The 14687-nt window shown below is 65.1% G+C and carries 13 protein-coding genes; 7 read left to right on the top strand and 6 right to left on the bottom strand.

All coding sequences use genetic code 11. From position 1 onward, the window contains the following. Positions 1-324: 324 nt before the first annotated feature. Entirely contained in the window at positions 325-1320 is a 996-nt protein-coding gene (locus tag IF690_RS26045; protein ID WP_202698016.1) for a DUF6515 family protein, read from the top strand. On the opposite strand, the gene IF690_RS26040 is transcribed toward IF690_RS26045, so the two are convergent. Together IF690_RS26040 and pmcY are read right to left on the bottom strand one after the other, a co-directional pair. Next, positions 1314-2210, bottom strand: a complete 897-nt coding sequence (locus IF690_RS26040) for a cation diffusion facilitator family transporter (RefSeq protein WP_202698015.1) — start codon at positions 2208-2210, stop codon at positions 1314-1316. The genes IF690_RS26045 and IF690_RS26040 overlap by 7 nt on opposite strands. 31 nt (positions 2211-2241) lie before the next feature. Continuing rightward, positions 2242-2661: a periplasmic Zn2+ metallochaperone PmcY gene (gene pmcY / locus IF690_RS26035; protein WP_202698014.1), complete on the bottom strand. Its 420-nt coding sequence runs from the start codon at positions 2659-2661 to the stop codon at positions 2242-2244. 117 nt (positions 2662-2778) lie between these two features. Here pmcY and hrpB point away from each other — a divergent pair, with 117 nt between their 5' ends. Then, complete coding sequence (gene hrpB / locus IF690_RS26030) at positions 2779-5310, top strand: ATP-dependent helicase HrpB (RefSeq protein ID WP_202698013.1); 2532 nt, start codon at positions 2779-2781, stop codon at positions 5308-5310. A 116-nt stretch (positions 5311-5426) separates the two neighbouring features. Here the strand turns inward: hrpB and IF690_RS26025 are convergent, their stop codons facing one another. Then, positions 5427-6506 carry an endonuclease/exonuclease/phosphatase family protein gene (locus IF690_RS26025; RefSeq protein WP_202698012.1) on the bottom strand — a complete coding sequence of 360 codons (1080 nt, stop codon included), beginning with the start codon at positions 6504-6506 and terminating at the stop codon, positions 5427-5429. A gap of 88 nt (positions 6507-6594) precedes the next feature. Further along, entirely contained in the window at positions 6595-7254 is a 660-nt protein-coding gene (locus tag IF690_RS26020) for a DUF7847 domain-containing protein (RefSeq protein WP_202698011.1), read from the bottom strand. Between the two features lie 180 nt (positions 7255-7434). On the opposite strand from IF690_RS26020, the gene IF690_RS26015 reads away from it, so the two are divergent. The 3 genes from IF690_RS26015 to IF690_RS26005 all read left to right on the top strand — a co-directional run bounded on the left by IF690_RS26015 (position 7435) and on the right by IF690_RS26005 (position 9488). Further along, positions 7435-8217 carry a DUF2076 domain-containing protein gene (locus tag IF690_RS26015; protein WP_202698010.1) on the top strand — a complete coding sequence of 261 codons (783 nt, stop codon included), beginning with the start codon at positions 7435-7437 and terminating at the stop codon, positions 8215-8217. A 147-nt stretch (positions 8218-8364) separates the two neighbouring features. After that, positions 8365-8844, top strand: a complete 480-nt coding sequence (locus tag IF690_RS26010; protein ID WP_023969253.1) for an NYN domain-containing protein — start codon at positions 8365-8367, stop codon at positions 8842-8844. 32 nt (positions 8845-8876) lie between these two features. Beyond that, positions 8877-9488 carry a 3'-5' exonuclease gene (locus tag IF690_RS26005; RefSeq protein ID WP_016703733.1) on the top strand — a complete coding sequence of 204 codons (612 nt, stop codon included), beginning with the start codon at positions 8877-8879 and terminating at the stop codon, positions 9486-9488. A 178-nt stretch (positions 9489-9666) separates the two neighbouring features. Here the strand turns inward: IF690_RS26005 and IF690_RS26000 are convergent, their stop codons facing one another. Beyond that, a complete protein-coding gene (locus IF690_RS26000) occupies positions 9667-10119 on the bottom strand; it encodes an Lrp/AsnC family transcriptional regulator (RefSeq protein WP_009051006.1) in 453 nt (150 codons plus the stop codon). Between the two features lie 161 nt (positions 10120-10280). Here IF690_RS26000 and yedA point away from each other — a divergent pair, with 161 nt between their 5' ends. Together yedA and rhlE1 are read left to right on the top strand one after the other, a co-directional pair. After that, positions 10281-11195: a drug/metabolite exporter YedA gene (gene yedA, locus IF690_RS25995; RefSeq protein ID WP_202698009.1), complete on the top strand. Its 915-nt coding sequence runs from the start codon at positions 10281-10283 to the stop codon at positions 11193-11195. Positions 11196-11348: 153 nt separating this feature from the next. Further along, a complete protein-coding gene (rhlE1, locus tag IF690_RS25990) occupies positions 11349-12683 on the top strand; it encodes an RNA helicase RhlE1 (RefSeq protein WP_016703731.1) in 1335 nt (444 codons plus the stop codon). A gap of 192 nt (positions 12684-12875) precedes the next feature. On the opposite strand, the gene IF690_RS25985 is transcribed toward rhlE1, so the two are convergent. Further along, the gene (locus tag IF690_RS25985; protein WP_202698008.1) at positions 12876-14117 is read right to left on the bottom strand and encodes a TIGR03862 family flavoprotein; all 1242 of its coding nucleotides are present in this window, start codon (positions 14115-14117) and stop codon (positions 12876-12878) included. Between the last annotated feature and the right edge of the window lie 570 nt (positions 14118-14687).

Genomic DNA, 14687 nt, shown 5'->3' with positions numbered 1-14687 from the left:
ATCACCAGAATCACTGCCCGGACATAGAGTCCACTGCGGCCCGCCGAATCAGGCCTGCCGCGGCCGCCAATCCCACAGGGTTGAGCCGGCCCCGGGCTACACACTGTCCAGAAGACGGCGTGAGGTGAGCCGGCGTCATAAGCGTCGAGCACGGATGAAGTTCTCAAAGGGGGGCCGACGGGTCCCCCTTTTTTATTGCCTGCACGCCAGGAAATATCCCGTGGCGCCCTCAATAAATAAGTGTTGCGACTGATAACCTGTGGCAGAACCGGCCTGGGATTTTCCAGTCTTATCTACAGGCCCCTATCCGTAGTGAGGAATAGCATGAAATCGCGCATCTGGCGTTTGGCAGGCGTTGGTTTGCTGTGTGTGAGCGTCAGTGCGCAGGGGCTCGCCGATGACCGCGATAACCGCAATGACGGTCGCGGTGGCCACGATGGCGGCCAGCGCGGTGGCGAGGGGCGCCCGGGCAAGGGGCAGGGGCGCGGCGAAAACCAGCCGCCTGAAATCATTCGTGGCGACAACAGCCAGCAGTTCGAGCGCAACGTCGAGAATGGGCGCTGGCAGAACCACGGGCCGAATGATCAAGGGCGGGGACGACTGGCACAGCCGTCCGCCAACCTGCCGATCCAGGGCCGCCCCGATACCGTCCGCCAGACCCAGGAACCGCGCCAGGGTTATTACCAGGACATCCCGCGCCGTAATGACTACAACCCGCATTGGCAGGCTGGCGGACCGGGCTCGCGCCCCTACGACTATCGCTGGCCGGGCCGTCCGGACGGTCGTGGCAATGGCTGGGGCCCCGGCCCTCAGTATCGGCCAGGTTATGTGATCGATCGTTTTCCGGACCGGCATTACCGCGTGCCTTATCGTGGCCGGGACTATTACTTCTCCGGTGGCTATTGGTACCGCCCACAGGGACCGCGCTACATAGTGGTGCGCCCACCCTACGGGATTCGCGTGGCCTACTTGCCGGACTACGCGCGAGAGGTGTGGATCGGTAGTGCGCTGTTCTTCCTGGCCGCGGGTGCCTACTACATCTACGAGGCCAGTACCCAGCATTACGTGGTGGTCGAGCCGCCGGTGGCCAGCCCGCCGCCGCAGGCCGGCAATGATTACAACGTGCTGGCCTATCCGGTCAGAGGCCAGAGCCCGCAGCAGATCAATCAGGACCGCTACGACTGTTATCGCTGGGCGGTGCAGCAGAGCGGCTTCGACCCGGCGACGATGACCTATCCACCGGCGCCGCAGGTGGTCCAGACCTACCGCCAGGCCCAGGGCGGTTGCCTGAGCTCGCGCGGCTATCAGGTGACTTACTGAGCCCGGGCGGCCATCACCGCTTCCTGCGGGTCGGCGTGCACCAGCACCTCGGCCCGTGGATAGGCCGCATGAATCGCCTCGGCGGCCTGATCGCTGATGCCGTGGGCCACCGACAGGGTCAGCTCCCCCGGTAATTCCAGGTGCAGTTGCACGAACCAGTGGTTGCCGGAAATCCGCGTACGCAGATCGTGGGCGCCGAGTACCCCGGGCACCGCGCATACCAGTTCGAGCATGTGCTGGCTGACCTCGAGCGGCAACTCCTCATCCATCAGCACTGCCACACTTTCGCGGGCGATGTGGATTGCGCTCCACAGGATGTAGACGGCAATGGCCAGGCCGAACCAGGCGTCCAGTTGCTGCCAGCCGAAACTGGCCAGCACCAGCGCCAGCAGGATGCTGCCGTTGAGCAGCAGGTCGGAGCGATAGTGCAGCGAATCGGCGCGCACCGCGGTGGAGCCGGTTTCGCGGATCACTCGGTGTTGCACCATCAGCAGCGCCATGGTCAGCGCCAGGGACAGCAGCATCACGCCGATACCGATCCAGGGCGCGCCCAGCGGTTCGGGGTTCTGCAGGCGCTCGACGGCTTGTACCCCGATCAGCACCGCGCTCACTGCGATGAACAGCGCCTGGGCTATGCCCGACAAGGACTCGGCCTTGCCATGGCCGTAGCGGTGATCGGCGTCGGCCGGGCGCAGGGCGTAATGCACGGCCAGCAGGTTGAGGAACGACGCGGCGCCATCGAGCAGCGAGTCGGTGAGGCCGGCCAGCAGGCTGACCGAGCCGCTCAGCCACCAGGCGATGGCCTTGGCCACGATCAGGATACTGGCCACCGCCAGCGAGGCGCGGGTCGCCAGGCGCAACAGGCGCGCGTGTTCCGGGCTACTGCTCATACAAGGCTTGTTCCTTCAAGAAGCGTGAGGGTCAGGCTGCCGGTTGCAGACCGTACAGGGCCAACTGCTGGGTGCTGCCCTGGTGCTGGACCAGGCGTGGATCGTCCAGCGGAAAGCTGCGGCCCAGCTCGCTTTCGAGGATAGCCTGCAACTTGTGGTTATCGACTTGGCCGTCGGCGCCTATGGCTTGCTGCAGCTTGTGCGGGTCGATCTGCGCGGTCTTGCCCGGTTCCAGGTAGATGGCGCCGGTGGCGAAGTCGACGCCAAAGGCAATCAGCCCCGGGATCACATAAAACAGCAGGCCCACGGCGTCGAGCACGGCTACCAAAGGGTCGATCTTGCCGTCGATCTGGCCGCGCCGGTCGGGGAAGAAGATCGAGCCGCAGGCGGTGAGCTGAGTCAGCAGGGTGGCAACCAGGACGCCACCGATGATGCGGAAGGGAATACGCATGTAAATCTCCTGAACAGACACGAGAGAGCAAGGCTGAAGCGTTGCCGGTATGAATTCAGACCGTGATTAACGCCAGGCAGTTCGCCGTTATACTCGCGCCTCTGTTTGGGAGCCAGCATGAATTCTTTGCCAATTGATGAAGTTTTACCCGCCCTGCGTGAAGCCCTGGCGACACGCCACGAGGCCGTGCTCGAAGCACCGCCCGGCGCCGGTAAGACCACCCGCGTGCCTTTGGCCCTGTTGAACGAACCCTGGCTGGCCGGACAACGCATTCTCATGCTCGAACCACGGCGCCTGGCGGCGCGGGCGGCGGCCGAACGGCTGGCCAGCGAGCTGGGGGAAAAGGTCGGCGAAACCGTGGGCTACCGCATTCGCCTCGACAGCAAGGTCGGCCCGAACACCCGTATCGAGGTGGTCACCGAGGGGATCCTGACCCGCCGCCTGCAGGACGATCCGGCGCTGGAAGGCGTCGGCCTTTTGATCTTCGACGAATTCCACGAGCGCAGCCTCGATGCCGACCTGGCCCTGGCCTTGAGCCTCAATGGCCGCGATCTGTTCCGCGACGAGCACCCCCTGAAAATTCTCCTGATGTCGGCGACCCTGGAGGGCGAGCGCCTGGCCGGGCTGTTGGACGACGCGCCGATCCTGCGCAGCGAAGGCCGCATGTTCCCGGTCGATGTGCGTTGGGGGCGGCCCTTCCAGCCGGGCGAGTTCATCGAATCGCGGCTGGTGCAGACCATTCTTGAAGCGCTGGACAATGAAAGCGGCAGCATCCTGGTGTTCCTGCCGGGGCAGGCCGAGATCCGCCGGGTGCATCAGCAGTTGGCCGATGCCGTGGGCGAACGCCCGGAGATTCTGCTCTGTCCGCTGCACGGTGAACTGGACCTGGCGGCGCAGCGCGCGGCCATCGAGCCGGCGCCGTCTGGCAAGCGCAAAGTGGTGCTGGCGACCAATATCGCCGAGACCAGCCTGACCATCGACGGTGTGCGCGTGGTGGTCGATGCCGGGCTGGCGCGGGTGCCGCGTTTCGACCCGGGCAGCGGCATGACCCGTCTCGACACCCAGCGTGTTTCCCGCGCCAGCGCCACGCAGCGCGCCGGGCGGGCCGGGCGCCTGGAGCCGGGCGTGTGTTATCGCCTGTGGTCCCAGGACCAGCACGAACAGCTGGCGGCCTATGGCAGTGCGGAAATTCTCCAGGCGGACCTGGCAGGCCTGGCCCTGCAATTGGCGCGCTGGGGTGTGACGCCGACGCAACTGGTGTGGCTGGATGCGCCGCCCGGTGCGGCTTATGCCCAGGCCCAGGACCTGCTCGAACGCCTCGGTGCCCTGACAGCCAAAGCCGGCGAGGACTGGAAGCTGACAGCCCATGGCCAGGCGATGGCCGAGTTGCCGGCCCATCCGCGCATTGCCCATCTGCTGTTGCGCGGCCAGGCCCTGGGGCTGGCGAACATGGCCTGCGACGTCGCCGCCTTGCTCGGCGAGCGCGACATCCTGCGCGGTGGCGGTGCCGACCTGCATAGCCGCCTGGTGCTGCTGTCCGGCGAGGAGCGTGCGGCCCGCGGCGCCCAGGGCGGCGTACAGCGGGCTCGGCAACTGGCCCGGCAGTACCGCGGTTACCTGCGTGGGCAGCCGAGCCAGGCGGTGGCGGACCCGGACCATCCACGCTGGCTGGGCGCCTTATTGGCGCTGGCCTATCCGGATCGGGTCGCCCAGCAACGCCGCCCTGGCGGTGCCGAATACCGGCTGGCCAACGGTCGCGCGGCGCTGTTCAGCGAGACCGACAGCCTGATGAAGCAACCCTGGCTGGTGATCGCCGACCTGGGCAGTCGCCAGGGGCAGCGGGAGGAGCGCATCTACCTGGCGGCGGATTTCGATCCGGCGCTGTTCGACTCGGTCCTGGCCGAGCAGGTGCGCAGCGTCGACCAGCTTGATTGGGACGAGCGCGAAGGCGTGTTGCGCGCCGAGCGCCAGCGCAAGGTCGGCGAACTGGTGCTCAGCCGCGAGCCATTGACCGGGCTGGACGAGGCGGCGCGGTGCCAGGCCCTGGTCAACCTGGTGCGGCGCAAGGGCCTGGAACTGTTGCCCTGGACCCCGGAACTGCGCCAGTGGCAGGCCCGGGTGGCCTTGTTGCGCCAGCTCGATCTAGAGGCCAAGGGCGAAAGCGAGTGGCCGGATGTCAGCGACGCGTCCTTGCTCAAGAGCCTGGAGAGCTGGCTACTGCCGTACCTGGGCAAGGTTTCGCGCCTCAGCCACTTCGCCAACCTGGAGCTGGCCAGCATCGTCCACAACCTGCTGCCATGGCCATTGCCGCAGCGCCTGGACGAGTTGGCGCCGCACCACCTGACGGTGCCGTCCGGCTCGTCGATCCGCCTCGACTACAGCGAGCAGCCACCGATTCTCGCGGTGCGCCTGCAGGAGCTGTTCGGCCTGGCGGAAACGCCACGGATCGCCGGTGGCCGGCAGGTGGTCAAGCTGCACCTGCTGTCCCCGGCACGACGGCCGGTGCAGGTCACCCAGGACCTGGCGAACTTCTGGCGCAGCACCTACGCCGAGGTGAAGAAGGACCTCAAGGGCCGCTACCCGAAACACTACTGGCCGGATGATCCGCTGGTGGCCGAAGCCACGGCCCGCGCCAAACCGCGCAAGTAATCCACCGTGTGGCCGCTGCCGCAGGCTGCGATAAGGCGAAGGCCTTCAGCGGTCTCAAGATCTTGCGCCCGCGTTGTCGGAATGCCGCCCAGGTCGATCGCAGCCTGCGGCAGCGGCTACAACGCGGCGGGCAGCAGGAAGCGGGCGATCAGCGGCAGGTGGTCGGAGATGCGCAGGGTGTCGTCCTGTCGTACCTGGGCCTCGACCCGTTTGATCCGCGGGCTGTGGAACAGGTAGTCGACGGTGCGATCCGGGCCGCTCAGGGCCGGATCGTTGGGGTAGTGGGTCAGCCACAGGGCGCGGTCGATGCCGCTGGCTTCGTTGTTGGTGGGGATCATCGGGTACTTGTCCCAGAGCCTGTGCAGCGCGCTGTCGGCGGAATAGGGCGTGCGTTGTTCGGGGGCGAGCCGCTGGTACTGGCCCAGGGGCAGCAGATTGAAGTCGCCGCCGATCAGCCAGGGCGTGCCGCGGGCCTCGAAGCGGTCGAGGATCCTGGTGACCGCGTTCACCTGGGCTTGCTGGGTGTCGTCGGGCTTCGTCGCGCGGTCCAGATGGGTGTTGAGCACTGCCATCTGCCCACCGTCGCTCAAGGGCAGGTAGCTCACCAGCACGGCATTTTTCGGCTGGAACTGGCGGCTGATGAATTTGGCCTCGGGCACCGGCAATTGCAGGCGTTCGGCGTGTTCGATGCGGTAGCGGCTCAAGGTCGCCAGTTGCCGGCCGACGCTGCCGAAGATGTGCGGGGAGGGTACGAAATCGGCCTTCCAGTCGAAGGCCTGGGTGCTGCAGGGATACAGGTCGGTCAGGCGTTCCTGCAGCAGCTTGAGCTGGTCCTGGTAGTCGCTGGCCTTGGCGCCATCATCCAGTTCCTGCACCAGCACGATGTCCGGCTGCTCGTCGCGAATCACCCGGGCCACTTCGTCCAGGCTGAAAGCCATGTCTTCCAGGGTCGGGCGCTCATCCGGCCCCCGGGCCTGGTCGTTCCAGAACACATAGCGCTTGCCCGCCAGGTACTGCAGGTTCCAGGTCATCACCTTCAGCGCCTGGCCCGGCACCAGGTTGGGCGCCTTGCCAGCGCAGGCGACCGGCAGCGACTCCTTGGCGTCGGGGCGCCAGGTCAGGCTGTAGACCAGGGCTGACAACAGGCCTGCGCTGATCAGCAGGCCCAGGAGGATGAAGCGAAATGGACGGGGCATCGGCTCGGCTTATGGCGTTGCTGGATTGAGCCCGAGCATAACCGAGAGCGGGGCCGCGGCCCAAGGGGCAGAGCGGTCGGATACTGCGTCATTGCTTGTCAGGCAAATCGCCGATCAGCATGAACAGGCGAAATACCACCACACTGGTGAACAACTGCAGGAAGCTGTGGGCGCTTTCGATCAGCAGCGACAGCATCGGGCCGGGCTCGGGATACGCCGCCAGGCTGGCGCCCTTGAGCACCCACAGTGGGGCCATCACGGCCAGGATACAGACCAGGATCCGCAGGAAGTGCCCGCGGGTCAGGCGCAAGCTTTCCTTGATCGCGGCCAGCGGTTGCAGGCCCTTGAGCACCAGCAGGTATTCGGCGAAGGCCAGGGTCACCATCAGCCACAGCCCGGGCAGGAAATACAGCGACAGGCCCAGCAAGATCAGCAGGGTGTTGATGGCGGTCAGCAGGGCAAAACGCGGCCACAGGCTGACGGTCGCGGCGAGCAGGTCGCGGGCCAGTGGCGACTCGCCACGGCTGCGGGCATCGAGGAACAGGATCAGCACCCCGGTGTACAGCGGGTAGATCAGCAGGCCGACGACCACGCTGTAGCCGGGAAAGGCCTCGGGGCCCAGCGAGCGGTCGACCGCCTGCTGCAGCAGCGCTTCGAGGACCACCAGCGGCAGGCACAGCTGGACGATGCGCCCCAGGTTGCGCTGGCAGAAGTACAGGGAGTCGCGCAGAACGGTTAACGGATTCATCAGTGGTTATCGCAGATCACAAAAAGCGGTTGGACACTTTAACCGATGCGACCCCGGGGCGAGCAAACGTAAACCTTAGGTAAAGGCCATTGAAAGCCCGCTGGGCAGCCCCATTACTGGTTGCACCTTGTGCATAACGGACAAGGCCCCGTTTTTTACCGGCAATCTAAAGAGGTCGCCATGAACAGCGAAGAGCAAACCCTGATCGATGGACTGTTTTCACGGTTGCAGCAAGCCGAGAAGGATTCAGCCCCGCGCGACGCCCAGGCCGAGACGCGGATCAAGGAGCATCTGGCCCGGCAGCCTGGCGCCGGGTATTTCATGACCCAGGCGATTCTGGTGCAAGAGGCGGCCATCAAGAGCCTCGACGAGCAGAACAAGCAACTCACCCAGCAGGTCCAGCAACTGCAGGCCGAACTGCAACAAGCCAGGTCCCAGGCCGCGGCACCGGCGCCCAGCGGCGGCGGGTTCCTTTCGAGCATCTTCGGTGGCGGTTCCCGCGATCCGCAGCCGGCGTCGACGCAAAGCGCTCCGGCCTCGTCCGGCGGTGGCTGGCGCGAGCCAGCACGGCCGGCGTTCAACCCGCCGCCGCAGAACTTCGGCGCGCCGCAACAGAGCTATCCCCAGCAAAACTATGCCGCGCCACCCCAGCAGGCTCCGGCCGCGGCGGGCAGCAGCTTCCTCGGCGGCGCACTGAAGACCGCCGCCGGCGTGGCGGGGGGCGTGATGCTGGCGCAAGGCCTCAGCAGCCTGTTCCACGGCAACCAGCAGCCGCAGGAAATCGTCGAAGTGATCAAGGAAGAACCGGCACCCGCCAGCGACAACGCAGGTGGCTGGGGCAATGACGAGCAGCGCATGGCCAACAACGACTCCTGGGGCAACAACGACCAGGGCGGCTTCAGCGATGCCGACTACGGCAACGACGACAGCTCGTTCTTTTCCGACGACGATTCCTTCGTCTGATCGCCATCGGTCCGGAACGCTACTGCGCTTCGGACCTTACAACACCGATTATTCGCGGAACCTTCCTTCTGGCTGGCATACTGGGCGACTTTTTCAGGGGTTGAGTCCCGGCCCAGTTCGCGCGCGTGAGCGCCATGAGGATAAGCGGTGAAGAAAATCGCTGTGTTCGCCGATGTCCAGAATCTCTATTACACCGTGCGCCAGGCCTATGGCTGTCACTTCAACTATGCCGCCCTGTGGGCCGATATCAGCCAACGCGGGCAGATAGTCGAGGCCTATGCCTATGCGATCGACCGGGGCGACAGCAAGCAGCAGCAGTTCCAGCAGATCCTGCGCAACCTGGGCTTCACGGTAAAACTCAAACCCTATATCCAGCGCAGCGACGGCTCGGCCAAAGGCGACTGGGACGTGGGTATCACCATCGACATCATGGACGCCGCCGCCCATGTCGACGAAGTGGTGCTGGCCTCCGGGGACGGCGATTTCGACCTGTTGCTCGAGCGCATCATCAACAAGCACGGCGTCGAAGCGGTTGCCTATGGCGTGCCGGGGCTGACCGCCAATTCGCTGATCCGCGCGGCCACGCGCTACGTGCCGATCGAAGGCGCGCTGCTGCTCAAAAGCTGATCTGACAATTTTTCGTATGGAGCTGGACAGGTTTGGAACGCATCGCAGTCATCGACTTTGAAACCACCGGGATCTCCCCGAGCAGCAGTTGCCGGGCCACGGAAATCGCCGTGGTGATCCTTGAGCAGGGGCGCATCGTCGAGCGTTACCAGAGCCTGATGAATGCCGGCGTGCGGGTGCCGGCCTTCATCGAACAGCTGACCGGCATCAGCAACGCCATGCTGCGCAGCGCGCCGCCGGCCGAGCAGGTGATGAACGAGGTCAACGAGTTCGTCGGCACCACGCCGCTGCTGGCGCACAACGCCGCGTTCGACCAGAAGTTCTGGGACTACGAACTGGGCCGGATCAAGCGCACCCGCTTGCAAAACTTCGCCTGTTCCCTGTTGCTGGCGCGCCGGCTGATGCCGGCGGCGCCCAATCACAAGCTCGGCACGCTGACCACGTTCGCCAGCCTGCCCCATACCGGCCAGGCTCACCGGGCCATGGCCGACGCGGAAATGGCCGCCAACCTCACCGCGCACCTGGCGCTGGAGTTGCGGCAGAAACACGGGCTGCGCGAGCTGTCCCACGACTTCCTGTGCAAATTGCAGAAAGTGCCGGCCGCCAAGATCGGCGAACACCTCAAGCGTCATCGCGGCGCCTGACCCGCAACCCCTGTAGCCGCCTGTAGCCATCTGTAGCCGCTGCCGAGCCTTGGCGAGGCTGCGATAAGGCTCGAAGAGCCTTCCAAGGCCCTCAAGAGCGCGTCTCCTGCGGAGCCGATCCGCAGCCTCGCTGGGGCTCGGCAGCGGCTACAGGCGGCTACAGGCGGCGTGGATTGGCTTATTTGCCGTTGCTTTCCAGATGCCCCAGCGGCACGCGCTGTTCGATGGCGCTGGAGAGCACGATCGAGGTCTTGCTGAAACCGAACTGGGCAACGCGGTTGATCAGCTCTTCCAGCTCCGGCATCGAGCCGACGGCGGCGCGCATGATCACGCACGGATCGCCGGTGACCCGTTGGCATTCGGTGAGTTGCGGGATCCGGCTCAGTTCGTCGTAGGCTTTCTGATTGCCGTGCTGGGCCATGCGCAGTTCGATCACACACTGGATCGGCAGCCCGAGCTTGGCCAGGTCGACCTTGGCCTGGTAGCCGGTGATCACCCCGCTGGCTTCGAGTTTGGCCACCCGTTCGGCCACGGCCGGGGCGGAGAGGTTCACCTTGCGCGCCAGTTCGGCGTAGCTCGCCCGGCCATTTTCCAGCAGGGCGGCGAGGAGCATGCGGTCATATTTGTCCATGATAAGGCTTCCCAATACAGCAACTTTCGAAAGCATGGGTTATAGCCACAATCTCCGTGTTTTGAAAAGTGTACTGGCGCTTTAAACAGGTTTTGTAGCTTAAGTTCCGTCGGCCGGCTTTCTAGAATAAGCCCTCTCCCTTGCCTGTCTTCGAGCTTCCCATGCCTGGCCTACGTCGTTTTCCCTTGCCTTTGATTGCCGCTTTTTTTGCGCTGTACGTGATCTGGGGGTCGACCTACCTGGTGATCCGTATCGGTGTCGAATACTGGCCGCCGCTGATGCTCGCCGGCATTCGTTTCGTCATCGCCGGTAGCCTGATGTACGGCTTCCTGCGCTGGCGCGGGGCGCCGGCACCGACCTGGGCGCAATGGCGGGCGGCGGGGGTGATCGGCATCTTGCTGCTGAGCTGTGGCAATGGCGCGGTCACCGTTGCCGAACACATGGGCGTGGCGTCCGGAGTGGCAGCCCTGGCGGTGGCCACGGTGCCGCTGTTCACCCTGCTGTGCGGTTATTTCTGGGGCGCGCGCAACACCCGCCTGGAATGGGCCGGGATCGTCCTCGGGCTGATCGGCATTGCCATGCTCAATCTTGGTTCCAACCTGCAGTCAAGCCCGATCGGCGCGGCCTTGCTGGTGTTCGCGGCGGCGGCCTGGGCCTTTGGTTCGGTGTGGAGCAAGCACCTGCCGTTGCCGCAAGGGGCGATGGCCAGTGCCGTCGAGATGCTGGTGGGCGGCGTGGTGCTGTTGATCGGCAGCTGGTTGAGCGGCGAGCAACTGGCCGCCGTTCCGCCCCTGGAAGGCTGGGCGGCCCTGGCGTATTTGATCGGCTTCGGCTCGATCATCGCCTTCAACGCCTACATGTACCTGCTCAAGCACGTACGCCCAGCGGCGGCCACCAGCTATGCCTACGTCAACCCGGCGGTGGCGGTGTTGCTGGGGATCGTGTTTGTCGGCGAGACCATTGGCCTGGAAGAGGCGCTGGCGATGGTGGTGATCATCAGCGCCGTGGTGCTGATCGGCCTGCCGCAGTGGCGCAAGCCCAAAGCCGCCGCGATACAGGAAGAAGCCACGGCTTGAAGTGGCCGGTTGGCGCGGAATCAAAAACGCCGGGCAATGCCCGGCGTTTTTTGTGCCGGCCTGTTGTGCCCGGGCCGCAGAGAACACCCTCACAATTAGGGTAAACTGCCGCCCATTGCACACCTGCGCTGACATTTTTCCTACGGTATCCCCATGACATTCGCCACTCTTGGCTTGATCGAACCCTTGCTGCGCGCCCTCGAAACGCTTGGCTACCAGACCCCGACGCCGGTGCAGGCGCAAGCCATTCCGGCGGTGCTGGGTGGTCGCGACCTGATGGCCGCGGCGCAGACCGGCACCGGCAAGACCGCCGGCTTCGCTTTGCCGCTTCTGCAATCGCTGACCCTGGAAGGGCCGAAAGTGGCCAGCAACTCGGTGCGCGCGCTGATCCTGGTGCCGACTCGCGAGCTGGCCGAACAGGTGCACGAGAGCGTGCGCCAGTACGCCGAACACCTGCCGTTGAGCACCTACGCGGTGTACGGCGGTGTCAGCATCAACCCGCAAATGATGAAGTTGCGCAAAGGCATCGACCTGCTGGTGGCGACCCCGGGTCGCCTGCTCGACCTGTACCGGCAGAACGCGGTGAAGTTCAGCCAGTTGCAGACCCTGGTGCTGGACGAAGCCGACCGCATGCTCGACCTGGGTTTCTCCGAAGAGCTGAAGGACATCTACGCGGCGTTGCCGAAAAAGCGCCAGACCCTGCTGTTCTCCGCGACCTTCTCCGATGCCATCCGCCTGTTGGCCGGGCAGATGCTCAATGACCCGCTGAGCATCGAAGTCAGCCCGCGCAACGTTGCCGCCAACACCGTCAAGCAATGGGTGGTGACGGTGGACAAGAAGCGCAAGCCGGAGCTGTTCAGCCACCTGCTGCGCAAGAACCGCTGGAAGCAGGTGCTGGTGTTCGCCAAGACCCGCAACGGCGTGGACGCACTGGTGGAAAGGCTGCAGGGCCAGGGCGTGAATGCCGACGGCATCCATGGCGACAAACCCCAGGCCACCCGTCAGCGCGCGCTGGACCGCTTCAAGGCCAGCGAGATCCAGATCCTGGTGGCCACCGATGTGGCAGCCCGTGGCCTGGACATCGAGGACCTGCCGCTGGTGGTCAACTTCGACCTGCCGATTGTCGCCGAGGATTACATCCACCGCATCGGCCGTACCGGCCGTGCCGGTTCCACCGGTGAGGCGATCTCGCTGGTGTGCGCCGATGAAGTGAACTTGCTTTCGGCCATTGAAATGCTGACCCGCCAGACCCTCAAGCGCCATGACGAGCCGGACTTCATCCCTGACCACCGGGTGCCGGAAACCGACGCCAGCGGCCAGGTGATCAAGAAGCCGAAAAAGCCGAAGAAGCCCAAGGCGTCCGGCGGTGGCGGCAAGCGCAACCTGGGCAAGTGGGTGGACAGCGGCGAAGTGGCCGAAGCCCCGGCGGTGAAACCGGTGCGCAAGGTGCCGGCGTTCAACACCGGGCCGCGCAAGCGCAAGCCGTAAGCCTGGCGAGCGGTCAACACCGCTCGCTGCTGTAGCCGCTGGCGCAGCCTGCGATCGAGGGCGTAACCCTCGCAAAAAAGAACGACCCGGTTTTCTAGAGAAGCCGGGTCGTTTGGTTTTGCGGCCGCGGCGTCGGAATGCCGCCCAAGCCGATCGCAGGCTGCGCCAGCGACTACAGGATGGACACCGGTCTCAAGCCTTTTCCCGCAACCATTCGATCATCCCCAACCCCGCCGCCCGCCCGCTGGCGAAACACGCGGTGAGCAGGTAGCCGCCGGTGGGCGCCTCCCAGTCGAGCATCTCCCCGGCGCAGAACACGCCGGGCAATTGCTTGAGCATCAAGCGTTGGTCCATGGCCTCGAACGTCACGCCGCCGGCGCTGCTGATGGCTTCATCCAGGGGCCGGGTTCTCACCAGGGTCAACGGCAGGGCCTTGATCGCCTTGGCCAGCCGCGCTGGGTCGGCGAAGCAATCGGCAGTGGTCAGTTCGCGCAAGAGCGCGGCTTTGACCCCGTCGATGCCCAGCTGGCTGTGCAGGTGCTTGGCCATGGAGCGCGAGCCCCGTGGCTTGCTCAGCGCGGCCTGGATCCGGTCATGGGGTTTGCCTGGCAGCAGGTCGATATGCACGGTGGCCGAGCCGTGGCGGTTGATGGCTTGCCGAATCGGCGCCGACAGCGCGTAGATCAGGCTGCCCTCGATCCCGGTGGTGGTGATCACGCATTCGCCGAGGCGGGGGATGTCGTCGTTCAGGCCGATGGCCACGTTCTTCAGCGGGGCGCCGGCGAACTTGCTGCGCAGCAGATCGCTCCAGTCCTGCACTTCGAATCCGCAGTTGCTCGGTTGCAGGGGCGCCAGTTGCACGCCGCGCTGTTCCAGCGGCAGCATCCAGGCCCCATCCGACCCCAGCCGTGCCCAGCTACCGCCGCCCAGTGCCAGCAGCAGGGCATCGGCCTGGACCGACTTTTCGCCTTCCGGACTGTGGATGCGCAGGCTGCCATCGGCATTCCAGCCGAGCCAGCGATGACGGGTGTGGATAACCACGCCGGCATCGCGCAGGCGCTTGAGCCAGGCGCGCAGCAGCGGCGCGGCTTTCATGTCGGAGGGGAACACCCGGCCCGAGCTGCCGACGAACGTCTCGATGCCCAGGCCGTGAATCCATTGGCACAGTGCCTCGCTGCCGAACTCGCGCAACAGCGGGGCTATCTGTGGGGCCCGCTCGGCATAACGCGAGAGGAAGACCGGGTAGGCCTCGGAATGTGTGATGTTCATCCCGCCGACCCCGGCCAGCAGGAACTTGCGGCCCACCGACGGCATGCCGTCGTAGAGGTCGACGCGGATGCCCGCCAGGCTCAGTACCTCGGCCGCCATCAAGCCGGCGGGGCCGCCACCGACAATGGCGACGTGATGGGGCAGGGTGGGGCTGGATAAGGTCATGGCGGGCGGTGGCGTGGCGGAATAAGCCGGGCATTCTACCCGAGGCAGGCCTGTCGCCAATGCTCCATGCGCCCCGCGGCAGCTTATGCAGGGGCTGATCAAAAAATGTTCAGTGCTCGGCAGGGCTTGTACAGCATGGCCTGCAGCGCCTTGCACTCAGGTTATCCACAAGCGGCTCCACAGAGATTGGGGGTAAGGCGCTCACAGTTTCATGACTGCTTGATGAAGGCTTTTGTAGCCGCTGCCGCAGACTGCGAAAGGTCCGCAGGATCTCCAGCGGCCTCTATTGGTGCTCCCGCTTCGTAGCATTCAGCAGTGCTTATCGGGCCTGATCAAAAAATGATCGCCTGTCTGTAGGGCACGGCCAGCCTGGCTTGTAGCCGCTTGCACTCAGGTTATCCACAAGCGGTTCCACAGAGATTGGGGGTAAGGCACCCACAATTTCATGACCGCCTGATGAAGCTTTTGTAGCCGCTGCCGCAGGCTGCGAAAGGTCCGCAGGACCTCCCGCGGCATCACTATTTATGCTCCCGCTTCGTAGCATTCAGCAGTGCTTATCGGGTCTGATCA

It is taken from the genome of Pseudomonas sp. SK3(2021), from assembly GCF_016772375.1.
Classification (GTDB): domain Bacteria; phylum Pseudomonadota; class Gammaproteobacteria; order Pseudomonadales; family Pseudomonadaceae; genus Aquipseudomonas; species Aquipseudomonas chlororaphis_I.
The sequence above is the reverse complement of the archived record's forward strand: the minus strand, read 5'-3'. Positions and strand labels throughout refer to the sequence as shown.

Coding starts and splice junctions, on each gene's coding strand:
- IF690_RS26040 (WP_202698015.1), bottom strand. CDS start 2,210: ATGAGCAGTAGCCCGGAACACGCGCGCCTGTTGCGCCTGGCGACCCGC.
- IF690_RS26000 (WP_009051006.1), bottom strand. CDS start 10,119: ATGGACAAATATGACCGCATGCTCCTCGCCGCCCTGCTGGAAAATGGC.
- pmcY (WP_202698014.1), bottom strand. CDS start 2,661: ATGCGTATTCCCTTCCGCATCATCGGTGGCGTCCTGGTTGCCACCCTG.
- hrpB (WP_202698013.1), top strand. CDS start 2,779: ATGAATTCTTTGCCAATTGATGAAGTTTTACCCGCCCTGCGTGAAGCC.
- IF690_RS26045 (WP_202698016.1), top strand. CDS start 325: ATGAAATCGCGCATCTGGCGTTTGGCAGGCGTTGGTTTGCTGTGTGTG.
- IF690_RS26015 (WP_202698010.1), top strand. CDS start 7,435: ATGAACAGCGAAGAGCAAACCCTGATCGATGGACTGTTTTCACGGTTG.
- rhlE1 (WP_016703731.1), top strand. CDS start 11,349: ATGACATTCGCCACTCTTGGCTTGATCGAACCCTTGCTGCGCGCCCTC.
- yedA (WP_202698009.1), top strand. CDS start 10,281: ATGCCTGGCCTACGTCGTTTTCCCTTGCCTTTGATTGCCGCTTTTTTT.
- IF690_RS26020 (WP_202698011.1), bottom strand. CDS start 7,254: ATGAATCCGTTAACCGTTCTGCGCGACTCCCTGTACTTCTGCCAGCGC.
- IF690_RS25985 (WP_202698008.1), bottom strand. CDS start 14,117: ATGACCTTATCCAGCCCCACCCTGCCCCATCACGTCGCCATTGTCGGT.
- IF690_RS26025 (WP_202698012.1), bottom strand. CDS start 6,506: ATGCCCCGTCCATTTCGCTTCATCCTCCTGGGCCTGCTGATCAGCGCA.